We start from the raw sequence: 17,296 nt of genomic DNA on the forward strand, positions 1-17,296 counted from the left end.
AGCAAGAGAAAGTGACCCGCATGCGCAGCAGGCGGAAGCCTTTGACTTTCGGCCAGAAAAGACGAAAGCAAAGCCAAAGCAAATCCTCCCCAACCCTCCTTTTCCAAAGGAGGGAGCTAGGAGCAAGAGCTTGCTAGTGTTCAACCGTGCACGAACCTGTGGCTCGTAAGCCGCACGCCTTCACCCCTTTTTAAAGAAGGGCGCCAGGAGCGAAAGAACGTGACGCATAGGCGCAGCAGACGAAAGCCGATGATGAGTCAGCGCCCATCCCGCGCACCAGTCGGATGCAGCCGGCCATAAACAAGCCCAGGCCTCAGTGATACCCCGCATCCGCCGCGATCTTCCCCTTGAACACGCTATACGACCAATACGTGTAGCCCAGGATCGCCGGCAACAACACCACCAACCCCACCAAGACGAAGCCCTGCGACGAAGGCGGCGACGCCGCCTCCCAGATCGTCAACCCCGGCGGCACGATGTTCGGCCAAATACCCAACACCAGCCCCGCGAAACCGAGCACGAAAAAGCACAGCGTCAACACGAACGGCGCCACATCGCGCCCCTCGCGCAACGCCGCCCGCCACAGCCCGAACGCATTGGCCAACACCAACAGCGGCACCGGCGACAACCACAGGAAATTCGCGCCCTCGAACCAGCGCGCCATGATCCGCGAGTCCAGGAACGGCAGCCACGCGCTGACCAGCCCCATGAACACCACCACCACCAACACCAACGGCCGAGTGAGCGTGCGCGCGACCTGCTGCATGCGTCCCTCGGTCTTGAGAATCAGCCAGGTCGAACCCAACAGCGCATAGCCGAACACCACCGCCGCGCCGGTCAGCATCGAGAACGGACTGAACCACTCGAATGCGCCGCCGATGTACTTGCCGCCCTGCAGCGGCATGCCCTCGACCAGCGCACCCAGAATCACCCCCTGCGCGAACGCGCACAACAGCGAACCCAAAGCGAACGCCGCGCCCCAGGCCGGCTTGGCGCGCGTCGCCTTGAAGCGGAACTCGAACGCCACGCCGCGGAACACCAGCGCGATCAGCATCAGCAGCACCGGCAGATACAGCGCCGACAGCACCACCGCATAAGCCTTGGGGAACGCCGCCAGCAGACCCGCGCCGCCCAGCACCAGCCAGGTCTCGTTGCCGTCCCAGATCGGCGCGGCGGTGTTCATCATGTGATCGAGCTGGCCCTCGTCCTCGGCGAACGGCGCCAGGATGCCCAGGCCGAGCACGAAGCCGTCCAGCAGCACGTACATCAGCACGCCGAAGCCGATCACTCCGAACCATACGATTGGCAGCCAGTATTCCATCGTCCACCACCTTCTGCGTCGCTCCCGCCGCGGCGGGACTTCGTGAAGCGCGCGTACGGCGCGCCGGCGATCACGCCTTGCTTTCGGACGGCTCGTCCGGCACCGACAACGGCCGTGCGGGCGTCTTCTCGCCCAGGCCTTGGCGCGGCGCCGGCTCATGCGGATGCGGGCCCTTGCGGATCAACTTGATCAAGTAACCGATGCCCGCGCCGAACACGGTCAGGTAGGCCACCGCGAACACGATCAGCGAGGTCATCACGCTGCCGGCATTGACCGCGCTGACCGCATCGGCGGTGCGCAGCAAGCCGTAGATCACATAGGGCTGGCGCCCGATCTCGACCACGTACCAGCCGGCCAGGATCGCGACGAAGCCGCTCAGGGTCATCGCGCGCCAGCCGTTCAAGACCCAGCGCCCGAAGCCGCGGCCTTCGTAGAGTTGCTTGCGCTTCCACGCCCACAGCGAGGCCAGCACCAGCAGCAGCATAGCCACGCCCAGGCCGACCATGATGCGGAAGGCGTAGAACACCGGCTTCACCGGCGGACGTTCCTCCGGCGGCACCGATTTCAGCGGCTGGATCTCGCCGTCCAGGGTGTGGGTGAGGATCAGGCTGCCGAGTTTGGGGATCGCGATTTCGTAGTCGTTGCGCTCGGTACGCTCGTTGGGCACCGCGAACAGCACCAGCGGCACGCCCTCGCCCTGGGGCTTGGCCTCCCAATGCGCTTCCATCGCCGCGACCTTGATCGGCTGATGTTCGCGCGCGTTGAGGCCATGCAGGTCGCCCACGTAGACCTGCGTCGGCACCGTGATCGCGGCGAACACCACCGCCGCCTTCAACATGCGCTTGGCGGCGTCGACGTGCACGCCGCGGCGCAGATAGCCCGCGCTGACGCCGCCGATCAGGAAGCAGGTGGTGATGAACGCCGCCAGCACCATGTGCGCGAGGCGGTACGGGAAGGACGGATTGAAGACGATCGCCCACCAGCTGTCGGGTTCGAACACGCCCTCGACGATCTTGTAGCCGGCCGGCGTCTGCATCCAGCTGTTGGCCGAGATGATCCAGAACGTGGAGATCAAGGTGCCCAGCGCGACCATGCAGGTCGCAAGGAAATGCATCTTCTCCTCGACCCGATTCCAGCCGAACAGCATCACGCCCAGGAAGGTCGCTTCCAGGAAGAAGGCGGTGAGCACTTCGTAGGACAGCAGCGGGCCGAGGATATTGCCGGCTTGTTCGCTCAGCACGGCCCAATTGGTGCCGAACTGGAAGCTCATGACGATGCCGGACACCACGCCCATGCCGAAGGACACGGCGAAGATCTTGGTCCAGAAGAAGAACAGGTCGCGCCAGACGGTGTCGCGCGTGCGCAGCCAGCGCCATTCCAGGAACGCGAGCCAGCTCGCCAGTCCGATCGTGAAGGCCGGGAACAGGATGTGGAACGAAATCACGAACCCGAACTGGATACGCGACAGCATCAAAGCATCCACGGCACGACTCCTGTCATGTCCCGCAATTGCAACGGGGCTTCAGATTCGCAGGGCCATTGTGCGCCGCGTCATCGGACCGGTAAAGCACCGTGACCCATGGCCCAATCACGCAAACCATTGAGGCTGCTACCCTGCGTCAATTTGCCCACCCTAGACTTCCAACCAGGTCCGCCGATGCGCCTAGTTCCGAACGCTCTGACCCTGTCGCTGGCCGCGCTGTTGCTCGCCCCCAGCGTCCACGCCCAAACGCCGATCACGCTCGCCCAGACCATGGCCGATCCCGACTGGATCGGGCCGCCGGTCGAACAGGCCTGGTGGGCCTGGGACGGGCAGCGCGTGCAGTACCAGCTCAAACGCGAGGGCGCCACGGTACGGGACACCTGGCAGCAGGGCACCGGCGCGAACGCGGTGGCCGCCAAGATCGACGGCGCCGCGCGTGCCGATCTCGACGCCGCGCAGCCGGTCTACGACGCGCAGCGCGCGCGCATGGCCTATGTGCGCAACGGCGATGTGTTCGTGCGCGATCTGCGCAGCGGCGCGCTGACCCAGGTCACGCGCAGCAACGACAAGGAATCGCGCCCGCAGTGGAGCCACGACGGCAAGCTCGTGTTCCGCGTCGACAACAACTGGTATCTGTGGCGCGCCGGCCAGGGCGTGAGCCAGGCCGCGCAGCTCAAGGCCGAGAACGACCCGGCCAAGCCGCCCAAGGCCGACGACCTGCGCGAGCGCCAGCTCGCGACCATCCGCACGCTCAAGGACGATCGCGACAAGCGCGAGGCCGCGCGCGAGCAGGACGAAGCCTGGCGCCGTGCCGACAACAGCCGCGCGCCGGCGCCGGTCTATCTGGGCAGCGATGTCGAGATCGCCGACAGCGCGCTGTCGCCCGACGGTCGCTGGATGCTCGCGGTCACCCAGGCCAAGGGCGCCGATGCCGGCCAGGGCGGCAAGATGCCCAAGTACGTGACCGAATCGGGTTACGAGGAATTCGAGGAAGTGCGCACCCGCGTCGGCCGCAACGCGCCGCTGCCGCAGAAGCTGTGGCTGATCGACGTGGCCGCCGGCAAGTCGACCGAGCTCAAGTTCGACGGCCTGCCCGGCATCGGTGAGGACCCGCTCGCGGCGATGCGCAAGGCCGCCAAGAAGGACCCGCTCAAGGGCGACCGCGCGGTGCGCATCGAGACCGACGGCGACGGCAGCGGCCCGGCGATCCGCTGGAGCGACGACGGCCGCCAGGTCGCGGTGCTGGTGCGCGCGATCGACAACAAGGACCGCTGGCTGACCACGGTGGATCTGGCCAGGGCCGCGCTGGTGGTGCGCAACCGCGGCAACGACCCGGCCTGGGTCGGCTGGAACACCAGCGACTTCGGCTGGCTGCCGGCCGCGGGCAACGGCGACGCGGCGTTGTGGTGGGTGTCCGAGCAAAGCGGCTACGCGCATCTGTACGTGGGCGAAGGCAACGGCGCCGGACGCGCGCTCACCTCCGGACGTTGGGAAGTGTCCTCGCCGCAGGTCGGCGCCGACGGCCGCAGCTTCTACTTCGTCTGCAACCGCAAGTGGCCCGGCGACTACGAGGTCTGCGCGGTCGATCGCAACGGCGGCGCGGTGCGCGAAGTCACCGCCTTGAACGGCGTCGAGGATTTCACGCTCTCGCCCGACGGCAAGCGCCTGCTGCTGCGCTACTCGTCCAGCTACATGCCCGCGCAGCTGGCGGTGATCGGCAGCGACGGCGAAGGCCTGACCCAGCTCACCGACACCCGCAAGCCCGAATTCAAGAACCGCGAGTGGATCCAGCCCGAGTACGTGCAGGTACCGTCCAAGCACGGCGCCGGCACGATCTGGGGCAAGTTCTACGGGCCGAAGAACTACGAGCCGGGCAAGAAGTACCCGATCGTGATGTTCGTGCACGGCGCCGGCTACCTGCAGAACGTCACCGAGCGTTACCCGAACTACTTCCGCGAGCAGATGTTCCACAACCTGCTGGTGCAGCAGGGCTATGTGGTGCTGGACCTGGACTACCGCGCCAGCGCCGGCCTGGGCCGCGACTGGCGCACCGCGATCTACCGCCAGATGGGCCATCCGGAGCTCGAGGACTACCTGGACGGCCGCGACTGGCTGATCGCGAACAAGCAGGGCGACGGCGATCGCGCCGGCATCTACGGCGGCTCCTACGGCGGCTTCATGACCTTCATGGCGCTGTTCCGCGAACCCGGCAAGTTCAAGGCCGGCGCCGCGCTGCGCCCGGTCACCGACTGGTCGCAGTACAACCACGAGTACACCTCCAACATCCTCAACACGCCCGAGCTGGATCCGGAGGCCTACAAGAAGTCCTCGCCGATCGAGTACGCCGAAGGCCTGCAGGATCACCTGCTGATCGCGCACGGCATGATCGACGACAACGTGTTCTTCAAGGACTCGGTGATGCTGTCGCAGCGCCTGATCGAGCTGCGCAAGGACAAGTGGGAACTCGCGCCCTACCCGATGGAGCGCCACGGCTTCACCCATCCGGACAGCTGGTACGACGAGTACCGGCGGATTTACGAGTTGTTTGAGCGCAATCTCAAGTAAGACGGCATACGGAGCGCATGGCCAACGCTGTGCGCTCCGGTCGCCGGTGCCGAGTACCGGCTCTCGTACGGCAGGCGCGAAATCGATATCGTCGCCACCATGATCGATACCGGCGCCATACAAGCCCGCTCATCCTCCTGGTGCGTCGGCCGTAACGCGGCCTGGGCCGCGCTGGCGGGCGCGTGGGCCGCGCTGTGCCTGTCGCTGCCGCGATTGGGCTATGCGCTGCTGGACGAACCGGTACGCCGGCAGGCGCTCGCGCTGATGGACATGCCCGGCCGGGCGGTGGCGCGGTTCCTGTCGCTGCCCGCATGGCCGCCTTGGCTGACGCTGGTGCTGAGCGCCTTCGTCGCAGTCGCGGCCCTGGCCTTGGTTTGGCTGCTGGTGCTGCACTGGCTCGATCGCGATGAAGGTGCGCGCGCCTCGCTGCGCTGGTGCCTAGGTACCTTGCCGATGCTGGTGCTGTGGAGCCTGGGGCTGGCGGCCGCGCTCGGCGTGGCGATGCTGTTGTCGACGCTCCTGCAAACCGATCACCTCTTGGCCATCTTGCTGCTGCCCATTGCTTATATGTTGTCCTTCCCGCTGTTTTGTCTGCGCCGCGACATCATCGCGCGCGCAGCGCCGCCGCTGGCCTGGCGACCCGGTTGGCCCGGCTGGCCGGCGATCGGCGTGGCCATTGCTTGCGGCTTTCTGGCGGCGATGGCCATGCACGCCGAGACGGCCTTGGTATCTGCATTGCCGGCCTTGGACTGGCCGGCCGCATTGGCCGGCTGGTTACTGCAATCGGTGGTGCTGACGGTCGGGGTACTGCTGTGGCTGCGGCATACGCGCTGGGCGCGGCTGCCGGCGAATCTGCGCGACGCGCTGCGCTGGGTCCGTCTGCGGCGCGGGTTCGCGGTGCAGTGGCTGGCCGCGGGCCTGCTCGTGTTCGTGCTCGCGCCGCCGCTGCTCGCCGTCGCCCTGGACGCGACCTTCTTTCTTCCCTCCATCGCACATATGCTCGACACGCATCAGGTCGCCCGGCCCCACGCCTTTACGGCCTGGGCCTGGTTCGGCGACGCGATAATGCAATATTGGTGGAGTGTCCTGGGCCTGCTGGTCCCATGGCTGGGCTTGACCGCCAGCGCGCGCAGCCTGATGCAGGTCGAAGACGCGCCTGCGGCGCAGACGAGCGCGAGCATCGCAGTGCCAGCATCGCCCGCAATCCGGAAGGAGCCGCCATGAAGTACCGCCTGCCCCGCGGCGCGCTCGCCGCCCTCCTGCTGCTTCCCGCCTTGGCCATCGCCCAGGACGGCCGCGCCGCGAAGCCTGGTTATCAGGAGCAGGTCGCGTTGCGCAACTTCACCACCTCGCTGATGCGCGAGGCCATCGTCGCCGAGTGCCGCGCCAAAGGCTATGCCGGCATCGATCAGCTGCAGACGGCTTATCTGCAATGGCGCACGCCGCGCGAGGTCTCCATCGCCACCGGACAGGTCGCCGCGCTGAGCCGCTATCCGGATCTGGGCGGCAATGCGGCCGCGCAGCGCAGCAACTTCCGCAAGCAGTTCGACAAGAGCCTGAAGCCGGGCATCGAGGCCAATCCCGCCGAGGCCTGTTCGGCGGCGCTGTCGACCTTCCTCAGCGGCCTGCCGATTCCGTTCAGCGGCGACACCCGCACCTCGCAGGAACTGCGCTTCGACATCTACAAGCAGGCCATCGTGGCCGGCAGCGCGGCCAACGGCTGCCTGGAGTTCGACAGCATCGAAGGCAGCGTGCTGGAGACCTCCAAGACCGACGCCGGCGCCACCGAGCGCTGGCTGCTCAAGGGCTGCGGCAGCCAGGTCGCGCTGACGGTCAAGCACCAGCCCGCGGCCAACGGCGGTTCCGATTTCGTCATCTCGGTCGCGCCCGCCACCCAGCCCTGAGGCGCACCGTGCCTGGCGGTTCGCCGGGCGGCATCGAGCGCGCGCACGCGGCCCGGTAGAATGCGCGCCATGAGCGATTTCGACCGCGTACGCGACTATCTCACCGGCCTGCAGGACCGCATCTGCGCCGCCATCGAACAGGCCGACGGCGGCGCGCGCTTCGTCGAGGACGTCTGGCAACGCGCCGAGGGCGGCGGCGGACGCACCCGCATCCTGCGCGGCGGCAAGGTGTTCGAGCAGGCCGGGATCGGTTTCTCCGACGTCTCCGGCACCCAGCTGCCGCCGTCGGCGACCGCGGCACGCCCCGAGCTCGCCGGCGCGTCCTGGCGCGCGGTCGGGGTGTCGCTGGTGTTCCACCCGCACAACCCCTACCTGCCCACCACCCACGCCAACGTGCGCCACTTCCGCGCGATGCGCGACGGCGAAACCGTGGCCTGGTGGTTCGGTGGCGGTTTCGACCTGACCCCGTTCTATCCCTTCGACGAAGACGTGCAGCACTGGCACCGCACCGCGCGCACGCTGTGCGAACCCTACGGCGCGGAGCGCTACGCCGCGCACAAGCGCTGGTGCGACGAGTATTTCTTCCTCAAGCACCGCAACGAGACCCGCGGCGTCGGCGGCCTGTTCTTCGACGATCTGCACGACGACTTCGAGCGCGACTTCGCGTATCAGCGCGCGGTCGGCGACGGCTTCCTCGACGCCTACCTGCCCCTCGTCGAGCGCCGCCGCGACACGCCCTACGGCGACCGCGAGCGCCAGTTCCAGCTCTACCGACGCGGCCGCTACGTCGAATTCAACCTGGTCCTGGACCGCGGCACCCTGTTCGGCCTGCAGTCGGGCGGGCGCACCGAGTCGATCCTGATGAGCCTGCCGCCGCTGGTGCGCTGGGAGTACGGCTACGCGCCGGAGCCGGACAGCGCCGAGGCGCGCCTGGCGCAGTACCTGGTGCCGCGCGACTGGCTTTGAAGCAGGAGTGAGCGTAGAGGAGTGAGAAGTGAGCGAACGCCGCTCTTATTCACTGCTCACTCCTCTACGCTCACTTCTCGCCCATCACCGCGGCGGCGCGTGTCCCTTCTCGCGACTCAAAATCGTGATGTGGCCGTTGGTCTCCAGCATCGCCAGGCCGATCTCGTCGACCTCGGCGCAGTCGTTCTCGCGCATGGCCTTGTGGAAATCGGCGCGACTGACCAGCTCGCGCCGCAACACCTCGCGATAGACGTGGCCGTCGCGTGCCAACACCACCGGCACGCCCTCCAGCGCGCGCTCGAAGCGATCGCTGCGCGAGGTCAGGTAGCCGACGCCCCAGTTCAACAGCATCAGCGTCGCGGCCAGGATCAGGCCGCCGCCGACGGTGGTGTCGGTGCCTAGCAGCGCGTTCTGCACCGCGTTGCCCAGCAGCACGATCAGCAGCATGTCGAACGAGGTGAACTGCCCCATCGTGCGCTTGCCCGACAAGCGGATCATCGCCAGCAGCACGAAGTAGACGACGCAGGCGCGCAGTACGTATTGCCACCACGGCATCGTCAGATCGAAGGCGTCGGACATGGAGGCGGCTCCTGCTGGGCGATGGCGTTGGCGGGGATTGTGGCCGCTCCGCGTGCGCAACGCGTATGGCCCGCGCGCGGACCGGGGCCGGCGGCATGCACGACCGCGGGCGAGACGCGGCGCGGTCGGCGCTGGCGATCGGGTCGCATGCGGGGCGCCGCGGTGTCGGCGGCACAAATAAAAAGCCCCGCAGGCAGGGGGGGCCGGCGGGGCTGGTGGAGCGGGACCTGGGGAGGGGCCTTCGCTCCGGGATCACTCCAGGGGAGGGAGAGATCAGCGACAGACGTTGCATCTGTCGCGACCTATATGACCACCTGGCACATGGATAGTTCGTGAAGATCGAAGTTAATAATTTGTTGGATTCAGGACCGATTCATGCTGCCAAACGCAGCAACGACGGGCTTTTCCGATTATTAATGCGCCTCGTCCCAATTATCACCGACCCCGCTGTCGACGACGAGCGGCACCTTCAGTTCGGCCGCCCCGGACATCATCGCCCCAGCCTGGGCGACCAGGGTGTCGACGAAGCCGGCCTGGGTCTCGAACACCAGTTCGTCGTGCACCTGCAGGATCATCCGGGCCTGGCCGCCCTGCCCGGCCAGCCAGGCGTCGATGGCGATCATGGCGCGCTTGATGATGTCGGCGGCGGTGCCCTGCATGGGGGCGTTGATCGCGGCGCGCTCGGCGCCCGCACGCAGGCCCTGGTTGGAAGCCTTGATGTTCTCCAGGTACAGGCGGCGGCCGAACACGGTCTCGACATAGCCCTTCTCGCGCGCGTCCTGGCGGGTGCGCTCCATGAAGTCGCGCACGCCCGGGTAGCGGCTGAAATAGAGCGCGATGTAATCCTGGGCCTCGCCGCGGCCGATGCCGAGCTGGCGGGCCAGGCCGAACGCGCTCATGCCGTACATCAGGCCGAAGTTGATCGCCTTGGCGGCGCGGCGCTCGTTGCCGCTGACCTCGTCCATGGCCTTGCCGAACACTTCCGCGGCGGTGGCGCGGTGGATGTCGGCGCCGGACGCGAACGCGCGCAGCAGGCCTTCGTCCTCGGACAGGTGGGCCATGATCCGCAGCTCGATCTGCGAATAGTCGCAGGCGACCAGCTTGCAGCCTTCCGGCGCGACGAAGGCGCGGCGGATGCGGCGGCCGTCCTCGGTGCGGATCGGAATGTTCTGCAGGTTGGGGTCGCTGGACGCCAGGCGCCCGGTCGCGGCGCCGGCCTGGTGATAGCTGGTGTGGACGCGGCCGGTGTCGGGATTGACGATCTCCGACAGCTTGTCGGTGTAGGTGCTGCGCAGCTTCGCCAGGCCGCGGTACTCGAGGATGATGCGCGGCAGCTCGTGCTGGTCGGCGATCGCCTCCAGCGCTTCCTCGTTGGTGCTGGGCTGGCCGGTCGGCGTCTTGATCAGCGCCGGCAGCTTGAGCTCGTCGAACAGCAGCGCCTGCAGCTGCTTGGGCGAGTCCAGGTTGAAGGTGCGCCCGGCCAGCTCGGTGGCTTTCTGCTGGGCCGCGAGCATGCGCTTGCCCAGGTCCTGCGACTGCCGGCGCAGCTCGTCGGCGTCGATCATCACGCCGTTGGCCTCGATGCGCTCCAGCACCGGCACCAGCGGGATCTCGATGTCGCGGTAGACGCGCTCCAGCGCCGGCTCGGCGGCGAGCCTGGGTCCCAGCACGCGGTGCAGGCGCAGGGTCACGTCGGCGTCCTCGGCGGCATAGCGGGTGGCGTCGTCCAGCGCGACCTGCGAGAACGAGATCGCCTTGGCGCCCTTGCCGGTCACGTCCGAGTATTTGATGGTGTCGTAGCCCAGGTAACGCTTGGCCAGCGAGTCCATGTCGTGGCGGCTGGCGGTGGCGTTGTAGACGAAGCTCTCCAGCATGGTGTCGTCGGCGTAGCCGGCGATCTCGACGCCATGACGGCGCAGCACGTGCAGGTCGTACTTGCCGTGCTGGCCGAGCTTGCGCCGCGCCGGATCGGCGAACACCGGGCGCAGCGCGCCCAGCACCGACTCCATGGCCAGCTGCGCCGGCACGCCGGGGTAGTCGTGGCCGAGCGGGATGTACCAGGCGCGGCCAGGCTCGACCGCGAAGCTCAGGCCGACCAGGCGCGCGCGCATCGGGTCCAGCGAATCGGTCTCGCAGTCGAAGGCGAACTCGGCGGCGCCTTGCAGGGCCGCGACCAGCGCGTCCAGCTGCGCCGGCTCCACCACCGTCTCGTACTCGCCCTGGGCCGCGAGCGCGGCGTCGGGCGCCTCCGCGGGCGCGGACGAGCGCGCGTGACCGGCCGCGGTCGCGCGCAGGCCGGCGCGGTCGGCGGCAAGTTCGTTGTCGGCGTTGCCGGTGGCGCCCTCGAGCTCGCGCAGCGCCTGCTTGAAGCCGTAGCGCGCGTACAGCCGGCGCAGGTCGTCGGCGTGGCGCTCGCGCAGCGCCAGCTCGGCCGGGCCGCGTTCCAGGCCCACGTCGGTCTTGATCGTGGCCAGCTGGCGGTTCAGCGGCAGCCGCGCCAGCGCCGCGCGCAGGTTCTCGCCGATCTTGCCCTTGATCTGATCGGCATGCGCGATCACGCCGTCCAGGCTGTCGTATTCGGCCAGCCACTTGGCCGCGGTCTTGGGGCCGCACTTCTCGACGCCGGGGATGTTGTCGACGCTGTCGCCCATCAGCGACAGCAGGTCGATGACCTGGTTCGGGCGCACGCCGAACTTGGCGATCACGCTGTCGTCGGAGTCCATGCGGCTGCCGGTCATGGTGTTGACCAGGGCCACGCCGGGGCGCACCAGCTGGGCGAAGTCCTTGTCGCCGGTGGAGATGGTGACGTCGATGCCCTCGCCCGCGGCCTGCAGCGCCAGGGTGCCGATCACGTCGTCGGCCTCGACGCCGTCGATGCGCAGGATCGGAATGCCCAGCGCCTCGACGATCTCGCACATCGGCAGCACCTGCGCACGCAGGTCCTCGGGCATCGGCGGGCGATTGGCCTTGTACTGCGGGTCCAGATCGTCGCGGAAGGTCTTGCCGGGCGCGTCGACCACGAAGGCCACGTAGTCCGGGCGTTCGTTCAAGGTCGCGCGCAGCATGTTGACCACGCCGAACAGCGCGCCGGTGGGTTCGCCCGCATCGTTGCTCAGCGGCGGCAACGCATGGAAGGCACGGTAGAGATAGCTGGAGCCATCGATCAGGACGAGTCGTTTCATGCGGGCGATTCTACGCCCGACGGTCGCGCCCGCCGCGAATGCGGAGGCTGCCGTCGGAAAGGAGCGCGGAAATCCACGCTTCGTGGCGATTCGGTTTGCATCCCACACCCCCGCCGTCCTCCGGAAGGCCACCCCCTTAACTTAAGGAGGCACTTGCTCCGCTGCTTCGATGCGGCCGCTTCACGGCGGGCGGGGGTATCCTGAGGGCCTGGATTCCGGAGAACCGCCATGCGCACCCTCACCGCATCGCTCGCCCTGCTGCTGCTCGCCCCCCTGGCCGGTTGCGCCACCATGGGCGGCGGCGACCCCACCGCCGACCTCAGCAACCCCGAGGTCACGCGCCGCGCCACCCAGGACGGCGACAGCGTCGAGGAGTACCGCGTGGCCGGCCAGCTGCGCGTGGTCAAGATCACCCCGCTGCGCGGACCGGTGTATTACCTGGTCGACAGCGACGGTGACGGCACCCTGGACAGCAGCAAGGGCGAGGGTCCGATCTCGCCGGTGCAGTACAAGCTGTTCAGCTGGTAAGCACGGCGGCGCCCATGTCCGAACACGAGATCCGCATCCTCGGCGGCGAAGACGAACTGCGCGCGATCTGGCCGCTGGTATCGCAGCTGCGCCCGGAGTTCGACGAAGCGCGCTTCCTCGCCCAGATCCAACGCCAGATCGCCCAGGGCTGCCGCGTCACGGTGCTGTTCGACGACGGCGGCGCGCCGCGCGCGTTCGCGTGCTGGCGGGTGCTGGAAATGCTCGCGGTCGGCCTGCACGTCTATGTCGACGACCTGGTCACCGATCAGAGCGTGCGCAGCCGCGGTTACGGCAAGGCCATGCTGGACTGGCTCAAGGCCGAGGCGCGGCGCCTGGGCTGCGCGCGCCTGCAGTTGGATTCGGGCACCCAGCGCCGCGACGCGCATGCCTTCTATCTGCGCGAAGGGCTGCGCATCGAGGCCTTCCATTTCGGGATCGCGCTGGACGAGTGAGTCCCGGCGCTAGGCGACGCGGCGAACCGTCGCGCGCACCTGCTCAAGCCGATTGCAAGTTGGCTGGACGCGAGCGTCGCGTTCGGCGGCGGCACGCGCCGGCCTAGCGCGCGCCTGCGCCCGCGCGGCCGCCGTTCGTCGCCGGCTTGGCGCCGATCTGGAACGGCGCGCACAAACGACTTTGCCGATTCGGTGATTTCGGCGCGCGCGCCCGCGTTAAATCTAGGCGCCGGCGTGGAACCGCTCGCGCCGGTCCGGCCTTGAAGGCCGGTTCCGATGTTCAACATGGAGGTTCATCGATGCCTAGTCTGAAGCCGCGCAGTCTGTCTGCGCTGATCGCCCTTGCGCTGATCGCACCGGCCGCCAATGCGGCCCCCACCTGTCCCGCCAACGTCCTCGCCCAGCCGAAGACCAACCAGTTGTACGTGCTGTATCCGACCGTCACCACGCCGTTCCCGTCGATCGGTCCGTCCACCTCGGCGGCGCCGTTCAACGTCGCCGACCTGGATCCGGTGGTGGGCAGCACCACGACGCTGCGCAATCGCATCACCGATTTCATCGTCGACGATTACTGCGAGTTCAACGTCAAGATCAATCCGGTCACCACCCTGCCCGCCCCGACGGAACCGCGCTGGCAGATCGTGGCGGTCGGCTCCGACACCGCCGGCAGTCTGTTCGGCCAGGCCCAGGCCGTGGACACCAACGACGCCGACCCGCAGGACTACGCGCGGGTGTGGGCGAAGTCGTTCAAGGACACCTACGGCGCCGCCGGCCAGCCGCTCAACGGCATCGGCTCCACCCTGGAGCGCTGGTCCACCGCGATCGGCACCACCACCTCGCACGAAGCCGCGCACAACTACGGCGCCGCGCACGGCCACTCCGCGCCGCGACCGACCGAGGACGGGCAGAACTGGCACATCATGGCGACCGGCTCGACCGGCCTGACCGGCGAGATGCGGGCCGCGCGCAATCGCCACTTCAGCGATACCGAGTACGAGATCCTCGGCCACAACGTCGGCCTCAACACCAAGACGTTGCACAACTGGGATTTCGTCAATCCCAACAACACCAACGCCAACAAGATGCGCATCAAGCTGCTCAGCACCAGCAACAGCCTGAGCATCAACTGGTGGTACAACGGTTCGGAAAGCCCCTGGCAGAACCCGACCGTCACCTACACCGGCGGCACCCAGAACTTCCAGGGCAACGTCTATTACGTGCACAACCTGGACTTCGCCACCGCCAAGCCCTGGAGCGGGCCGACCGCGGGCGTGGTGATGCCGGCCGCGCCGTTCCACACCGGCGCCAGTTTCGCCGGCGGCGCCAGCGTGATCGTGTTCGACGTGCAGTTGTTCAACGGCGCCACCCTGCTGCCGTTGGCGCCGCGCCTGGCCGGCTACGACGCCGGCGACATCGACGTCGCCAGCGGCGCGTTCAACCTGAACTTCTTCAACACCAACCCAGCCGCGGGCGCGCTGGAGCTGTCGGAAGTGCAGATCTTCCGTTCCCCGCGCATGCTCGACATCTCGGCGATGATGCGCAACGGCCGTCCGGTCGATATCCGCGGCCAACCCGTGGAGTTCTTCTCCAGCAGCATCATCCGCAAGCAGACCGTGGCCGAGCGCCTGCAGGTTCCGCTGGGCAAGATGACCGACCCACGCACCGTGGACATCGTCTACAAGCCCGAGGACTGCCCGCAGGGCGCCAAGGGCAAGCAGGGCCCGGGCGACCATGCCAGCAGCGAGATCAGGTACTGCCACAAGGGCAATGCGCTGAGTCTGTTCCCCAACACCTACACCTACCTGGTCGCCAACGTGATCGAACCCAATGCGACCTATTGGGATCCGCGTCTGCGCAAGTTCGTGCAGGGGCCGCAGCAGAACACCATCTACTACCAGGTGGGCGGCGTGGTGCCGGACCTCAACCGCAACGGCCAGGACGATCTGATCGACATCCGCACCGGCGTGTCCAAGGACGAGGACCGCAACGGCGTGCCGGACGACGCCCGGCCGGAGCAGTGAGGGTTTGAAGCGGTAGTGTCATCGTCGATGCGCCGGGCTCGGGCCCGGCGCATCGCATCGGCTCAGGCGGGTTGCAGGTTGGCGTAGGCCAGCACCAGCCATTTGCTGCCGGCGTCGTCGAAGTTGATCTGCACGCGCGCGTGCGCGCCGGTGCCTTCGTAGTCGGTCACGGTGCCGACGCCGAAACTGGCGTGGCGCACCTGCGCGCCCAGCTTGACCGGCGGCGCCTCGATCGCGGCGTGGCCGTAGTCGCGGCGCGGCTGGTTGCCGAACACCGGACGCGAGACCTGCACCTTGGGCCGTACCTCATGCAGCAGCGACGGCGGGATCTCGCGCAGGAAGCGCGAGGGCACGCCGTACATGTCCATGCCGTGGATGCGCCGGGTCTCGGCGTAACTGAGCACCAGCTTCTGGCGCGCGCGGGTGATGCCCACGTAGGCCAGGCGGCGCTCCTCTTCCAGGCGTCCGGACTCCTCGGTGGAACGGTTGCTCGGGAACAGGCCCTCTTCCAGGCCGCCCAGGAACACCAACGGGAATTCCAGGCCCTTGGCGCTGTGCAGGGTCATCAGCTGGACGCCGTCGTCGCCGGCCTGGGCCTGGCCTTCGCCGGCCTCGAGCGCGGCGTAGCTGAGGAAGGCGATCAACTCCGGCATGGCCGCTGCATCGTCCTCGTCGCTGCGGGTGAAGCGCGAAGCCACCGAGACCAGTTCGTCCAGGTTGTCGGTGCGCGAATCGAGCTGGCCGCGCGATTCGTTGGCGTAATGCTCGCGCAGGCCCGAGCGCTGCAGGACGTGGTCGATCTTCTCCGGCAGCGGCATCGAGACCAGCTCGGCCTCGAGTTCGTCGATCAGCTTGACGAAGCCGGCCAGCGCGTTGCGCGCGCGAGCGGCCAGCAGGCTCTCGCCCGCCATCCAGCGCGCCGCGACCCACAGCGGTGCGCCGTCGGCGCGCGCGCGCTTGCGCACTTCGTCCAGGGTGCGCTCGCCGATGCCGCGCGTGGGCGTGTTGACCGCGCGTTCGAAGGCGGCGTCGTCGGCGCGGTTGGCGACCAGGCGCAGGTAGGCCAGGGTGTCCTTGATTTCGGCGCGCTCGAAGAAGCGCTGACCGCCGTAGACGCGGTAAGGCACTTGTTCGGACAGCAAGGCTTCTTCGTAGGCGCGCGACTGCGCGTTGCTGCGATAGAGGATGGCGACGTCGCCGTGGCTGCCGCCGTCGCGCACCCATTGGCGCAGGCGCTCGACCACGAAGCGGGCCTCGTCCATTTCGTTGTAGGCCGCGTACAGGTCGATTGGCTCGCCCTGGCCGGTGTCGGTCCACAGCTTCTTGCCCAGGCGGTCCGGGTTGTGTGCGATCACCGCGTTGGCGGCTTCCAGGATGTTGGCGCTGGAGCGGTAATTCTGTTCCAGGCGGATGGTCTGGGCGCCGGGGAAGTCGCGCAGGAAGCGCTGCACGTTCTCGACCTTGGCGCCGCGCCAGCCGTAGATGGCCTGGTCGTCGTCGCCGACCACGAACACGTGGCCGCTGTCGCCGGCCAGCACGCGCACGAAGGCGTACTGGATGGCGTTGGTGTCCTGGAACTCGTCGACGAGGATCTCGCGGAAGCGGTGGCGGTAATGCGCAAGCAGGGCCGGGTTGTCGCGCAGCAGTTCGTGCGCGCGCAGCAGCAGCTCGGCGAAGTCGACCAGACCGGCGCGTTCGCAGCGCTCCTGATAGGCCTCGTAGGCGCGCCGCATCGCGTCGGCCCAGGGATCGGCGGCCGGCTGGATGTGCTCGGGGCGGCGGCCTTCGTCCTTCTGGGCGTTGATCCACCAGGCGATCTGGCGCGGCGGGAAACGCGCCTCGTCCAGCTCCAGCGACTGCACCACGCGCTTGACCAGGCGCAGCTGGTCGTCGCTGTCCAGGACCTGGAAGCCTTCCGGCAGCTTGGCGTCCTGCCAGTGCAGGCGCAGCAGGCGGTGGGCCAGGCCGTGGAAGGTGCCGATCCACATGCCGCGCGCGCCGTTGCGCAACTGCAGCTCGACGCGGTTGCGCATCTCGCCGGCGGCCTTGTTGGTGAAGGTGACCGCGAGGATGCCGTGGGTGGGCACGCCGAAGACTTCGTTGAGCCAGGCGATGCGGTGAGTGAGGACGCGGGTTTTGCCCGAGCCGGCGCCGGCCAGGACCAGATAGTGACCGGGGGCGGCCGATACGGCTTCGCGTTGGGCGGGATTGAGTGCGTCGAGCAGGTGCGATACGTCCATCGTCGTATTGTAGCGGCCGCACCCGCAGGAACCTTGCTCGGGCCTGGACATCCAA

Annotated in this window: 12 protein-coding genes; 7 read left to right on the top strand and 5 right to left on the bottom strand. The window is 68.0% G+C overall.

Annotated features, from left to right (window positions below):
• Positions 1–313 precede the first annotated feature (313 nt).
• Both cydB and BMZ45_RS14615 read right to left on the bottom strand, forming a co-directional pair.
• On the bottom strand, positions 314–1,321 hold the full coding sequence (cydB, locus tag BMZ45_RS14610) for a cytochrome d ubiquinol oxidase subunit II (protein ID WP_091637291.1): 1,008 nt from the start codon (positions 1,319–1,321) through the stop codon (positions 314–316).
• A 70-nt stretch (positions 1,322–1,391) separates the two neighbouring features.
• Complete coding sequence (locus BMZ45_RS14615) at positions 1,392–2,804, bottom strand: cytochrome ubiquinol oxidase subunit I (RefSeq protein ID WP_091637292.1); 1,413 nt, start codon at positions 2,802–2,804, stop codon at positions 1,392–1,394.
• Between the two features lie 174 nt (positions 2,805–2,978).
• On the opposite strand from BMZ45_RS14615, the gene BMZ45_RS14620 reads away from it, so the two are divergent.
• The 4 genes from BMZ45_RS14620 (at position 2,979) to hemF (ending at position 8,239) form a co-directional block, all read left to right on the top strand.
• A complete protein-coding gene (locus tag BMZ45_RS14620) occupies positions 2,979–5,369 on the top strand; it encodes a S9 family peptidase (protein ID WP_091637293.1) in 2,391 nt (796 codons plus the stop codon).
• A 99-nt stretch (positions 5,370–5,468) separates the two neighbouring features.
• Positions 5,469–6,593, top strand: a complete 1,125-nt coding sequence (locus BMZ45_RS14625) for a hypothetical protein (protein WP_091637294.1) — start codon at positions 5,469–5,471, stop codon at positions 6,591–6,593.
• A complete protein-coding gene (locus tag BMZ45_RS14630; RefSeq protein WP_091637295.1) occupies positions 6,590–7,273 on the top strand; it encodes a hypothetical protein in 684 nt (227 codons plus the stop codon). The genes BMZ45_RS14625 and BMZ45_RS14630 overlap by 4 nt, the downstream gene beginning before the upstream one ends.
• A gap of 69 nt (positions 7,274–7,342) precedes the next feature.
• Positions 7,343–8,239 (top strand): oxygen-dependent coproporphyrinogen oxidase, encoded by an 897-nt coding sequence (hemF, locus tag BMZ45_RS14635; RefSeq protein ID WP_091637296.1) that lies wholly within the window; start codon positions 7,343–7,345, stop codon positions 8,237–8,239.
• 84 nt (positions 8,240–8,323) lie between these two features.
• On the opposite strand, the gene BMZ45_RS14640 is transcribed toward hemF, so the two are convergent.
• Both BMZ45_RS14640 and polA read right to left on the bottom strand, forming a co-directional pair.
• Entirely contained in the window at positions 8,324–8,818 is a 495-nt protein-coding gene (locus BMZ45_RS14640; protein ID WP_091637297.1) for a DUF421 domain-containing protein, read from the bottom strand.
• A gap of 413 nt (positions 8,819–9,231) precedes the next feature.
• The gene (gene polA / locus BMZ45_RS14645; RefSeq protein ID WP_091637298.1) at positions 9,232–12,000 is read right to left on the bottom strand and encodes a DNA polymerase I; all 2,769 of its coding nucleotides are present in this window, start codon (positions 11,998–12,000) and stop codon (positions 9,232–9,234) included.
• Positions 12,001–12,228: 228 nt separating this feature from the next.
• On the opposite strand from polA, the gene BMZ45_RS14650 reads away from it, so the two are divergent.
• The 3 genes from BMZ45_RS14650 (at position 12,229) to BMZ45_RS14660 (ending at position 15,001) form a co-directional block, all read left to right on the top strand.
• Positions 12,229–12,528, top strand: coding sequence for a DUF2782 domain-containing protein (locus BMZ45_RS14650; RefSeq protein ID WP_091637299.1), 300 nt, complete (start codon positions 12,229–12,231; stop codon positions 12,526–12,528).
• A 14-nt stretch (positions 12,529–12,542) separates the two neighbouring features.
• Positions 12,543–12,980, top strand: coding sequence for a GNAT family N-acetyltransferase (locus tag BMZ45_RS14655; protein WP_091637300.1), 438 nt, complete (start codon positions 12,543–12,545; stop codon positions 12,978–12,980).
• Positions 12,981–13,279: 299 nt separating this feature from the next.
• Positions 13,280–15,001, top strand: a complete 1,722-nt coding sequence (locus BMZ45_RS14660) for a hypothetical protein (protein ID WP_091637301.1) — start codon at positions 13,280–13,282, stop codon at positions 14,999–15,001.
• 62 nt (positions 15,002–15,063) lie between these two features.
• On the opposite strand, the gene uvrD is transcribed toward BMZ45_RS14660, so the two are convergent.
• Complete coding sequence (uvrD, locus tag BMZ45_RS14665; RefSeq protein ID WP_091637302.1) at positions 15,064–17,241, bottom strand: DNA helicase II; 2,178 nt, start codon at positions 17,239–17,241, stop codon at positions 15,064–15,066.
• Between the last annotated feature and the right edge of the window lie 55 nt (positions 17,242–17,296).

Origin of the sequence: Lysobacter sp. cf310 (genome assembly GCF_900114355.1) — a bacterium.
Lineage (GTDB): Bacteria > Pseudomonadota > Gammaproteobacteria > Xanthomonadales > Xanthomonadaceae > Lysobacter.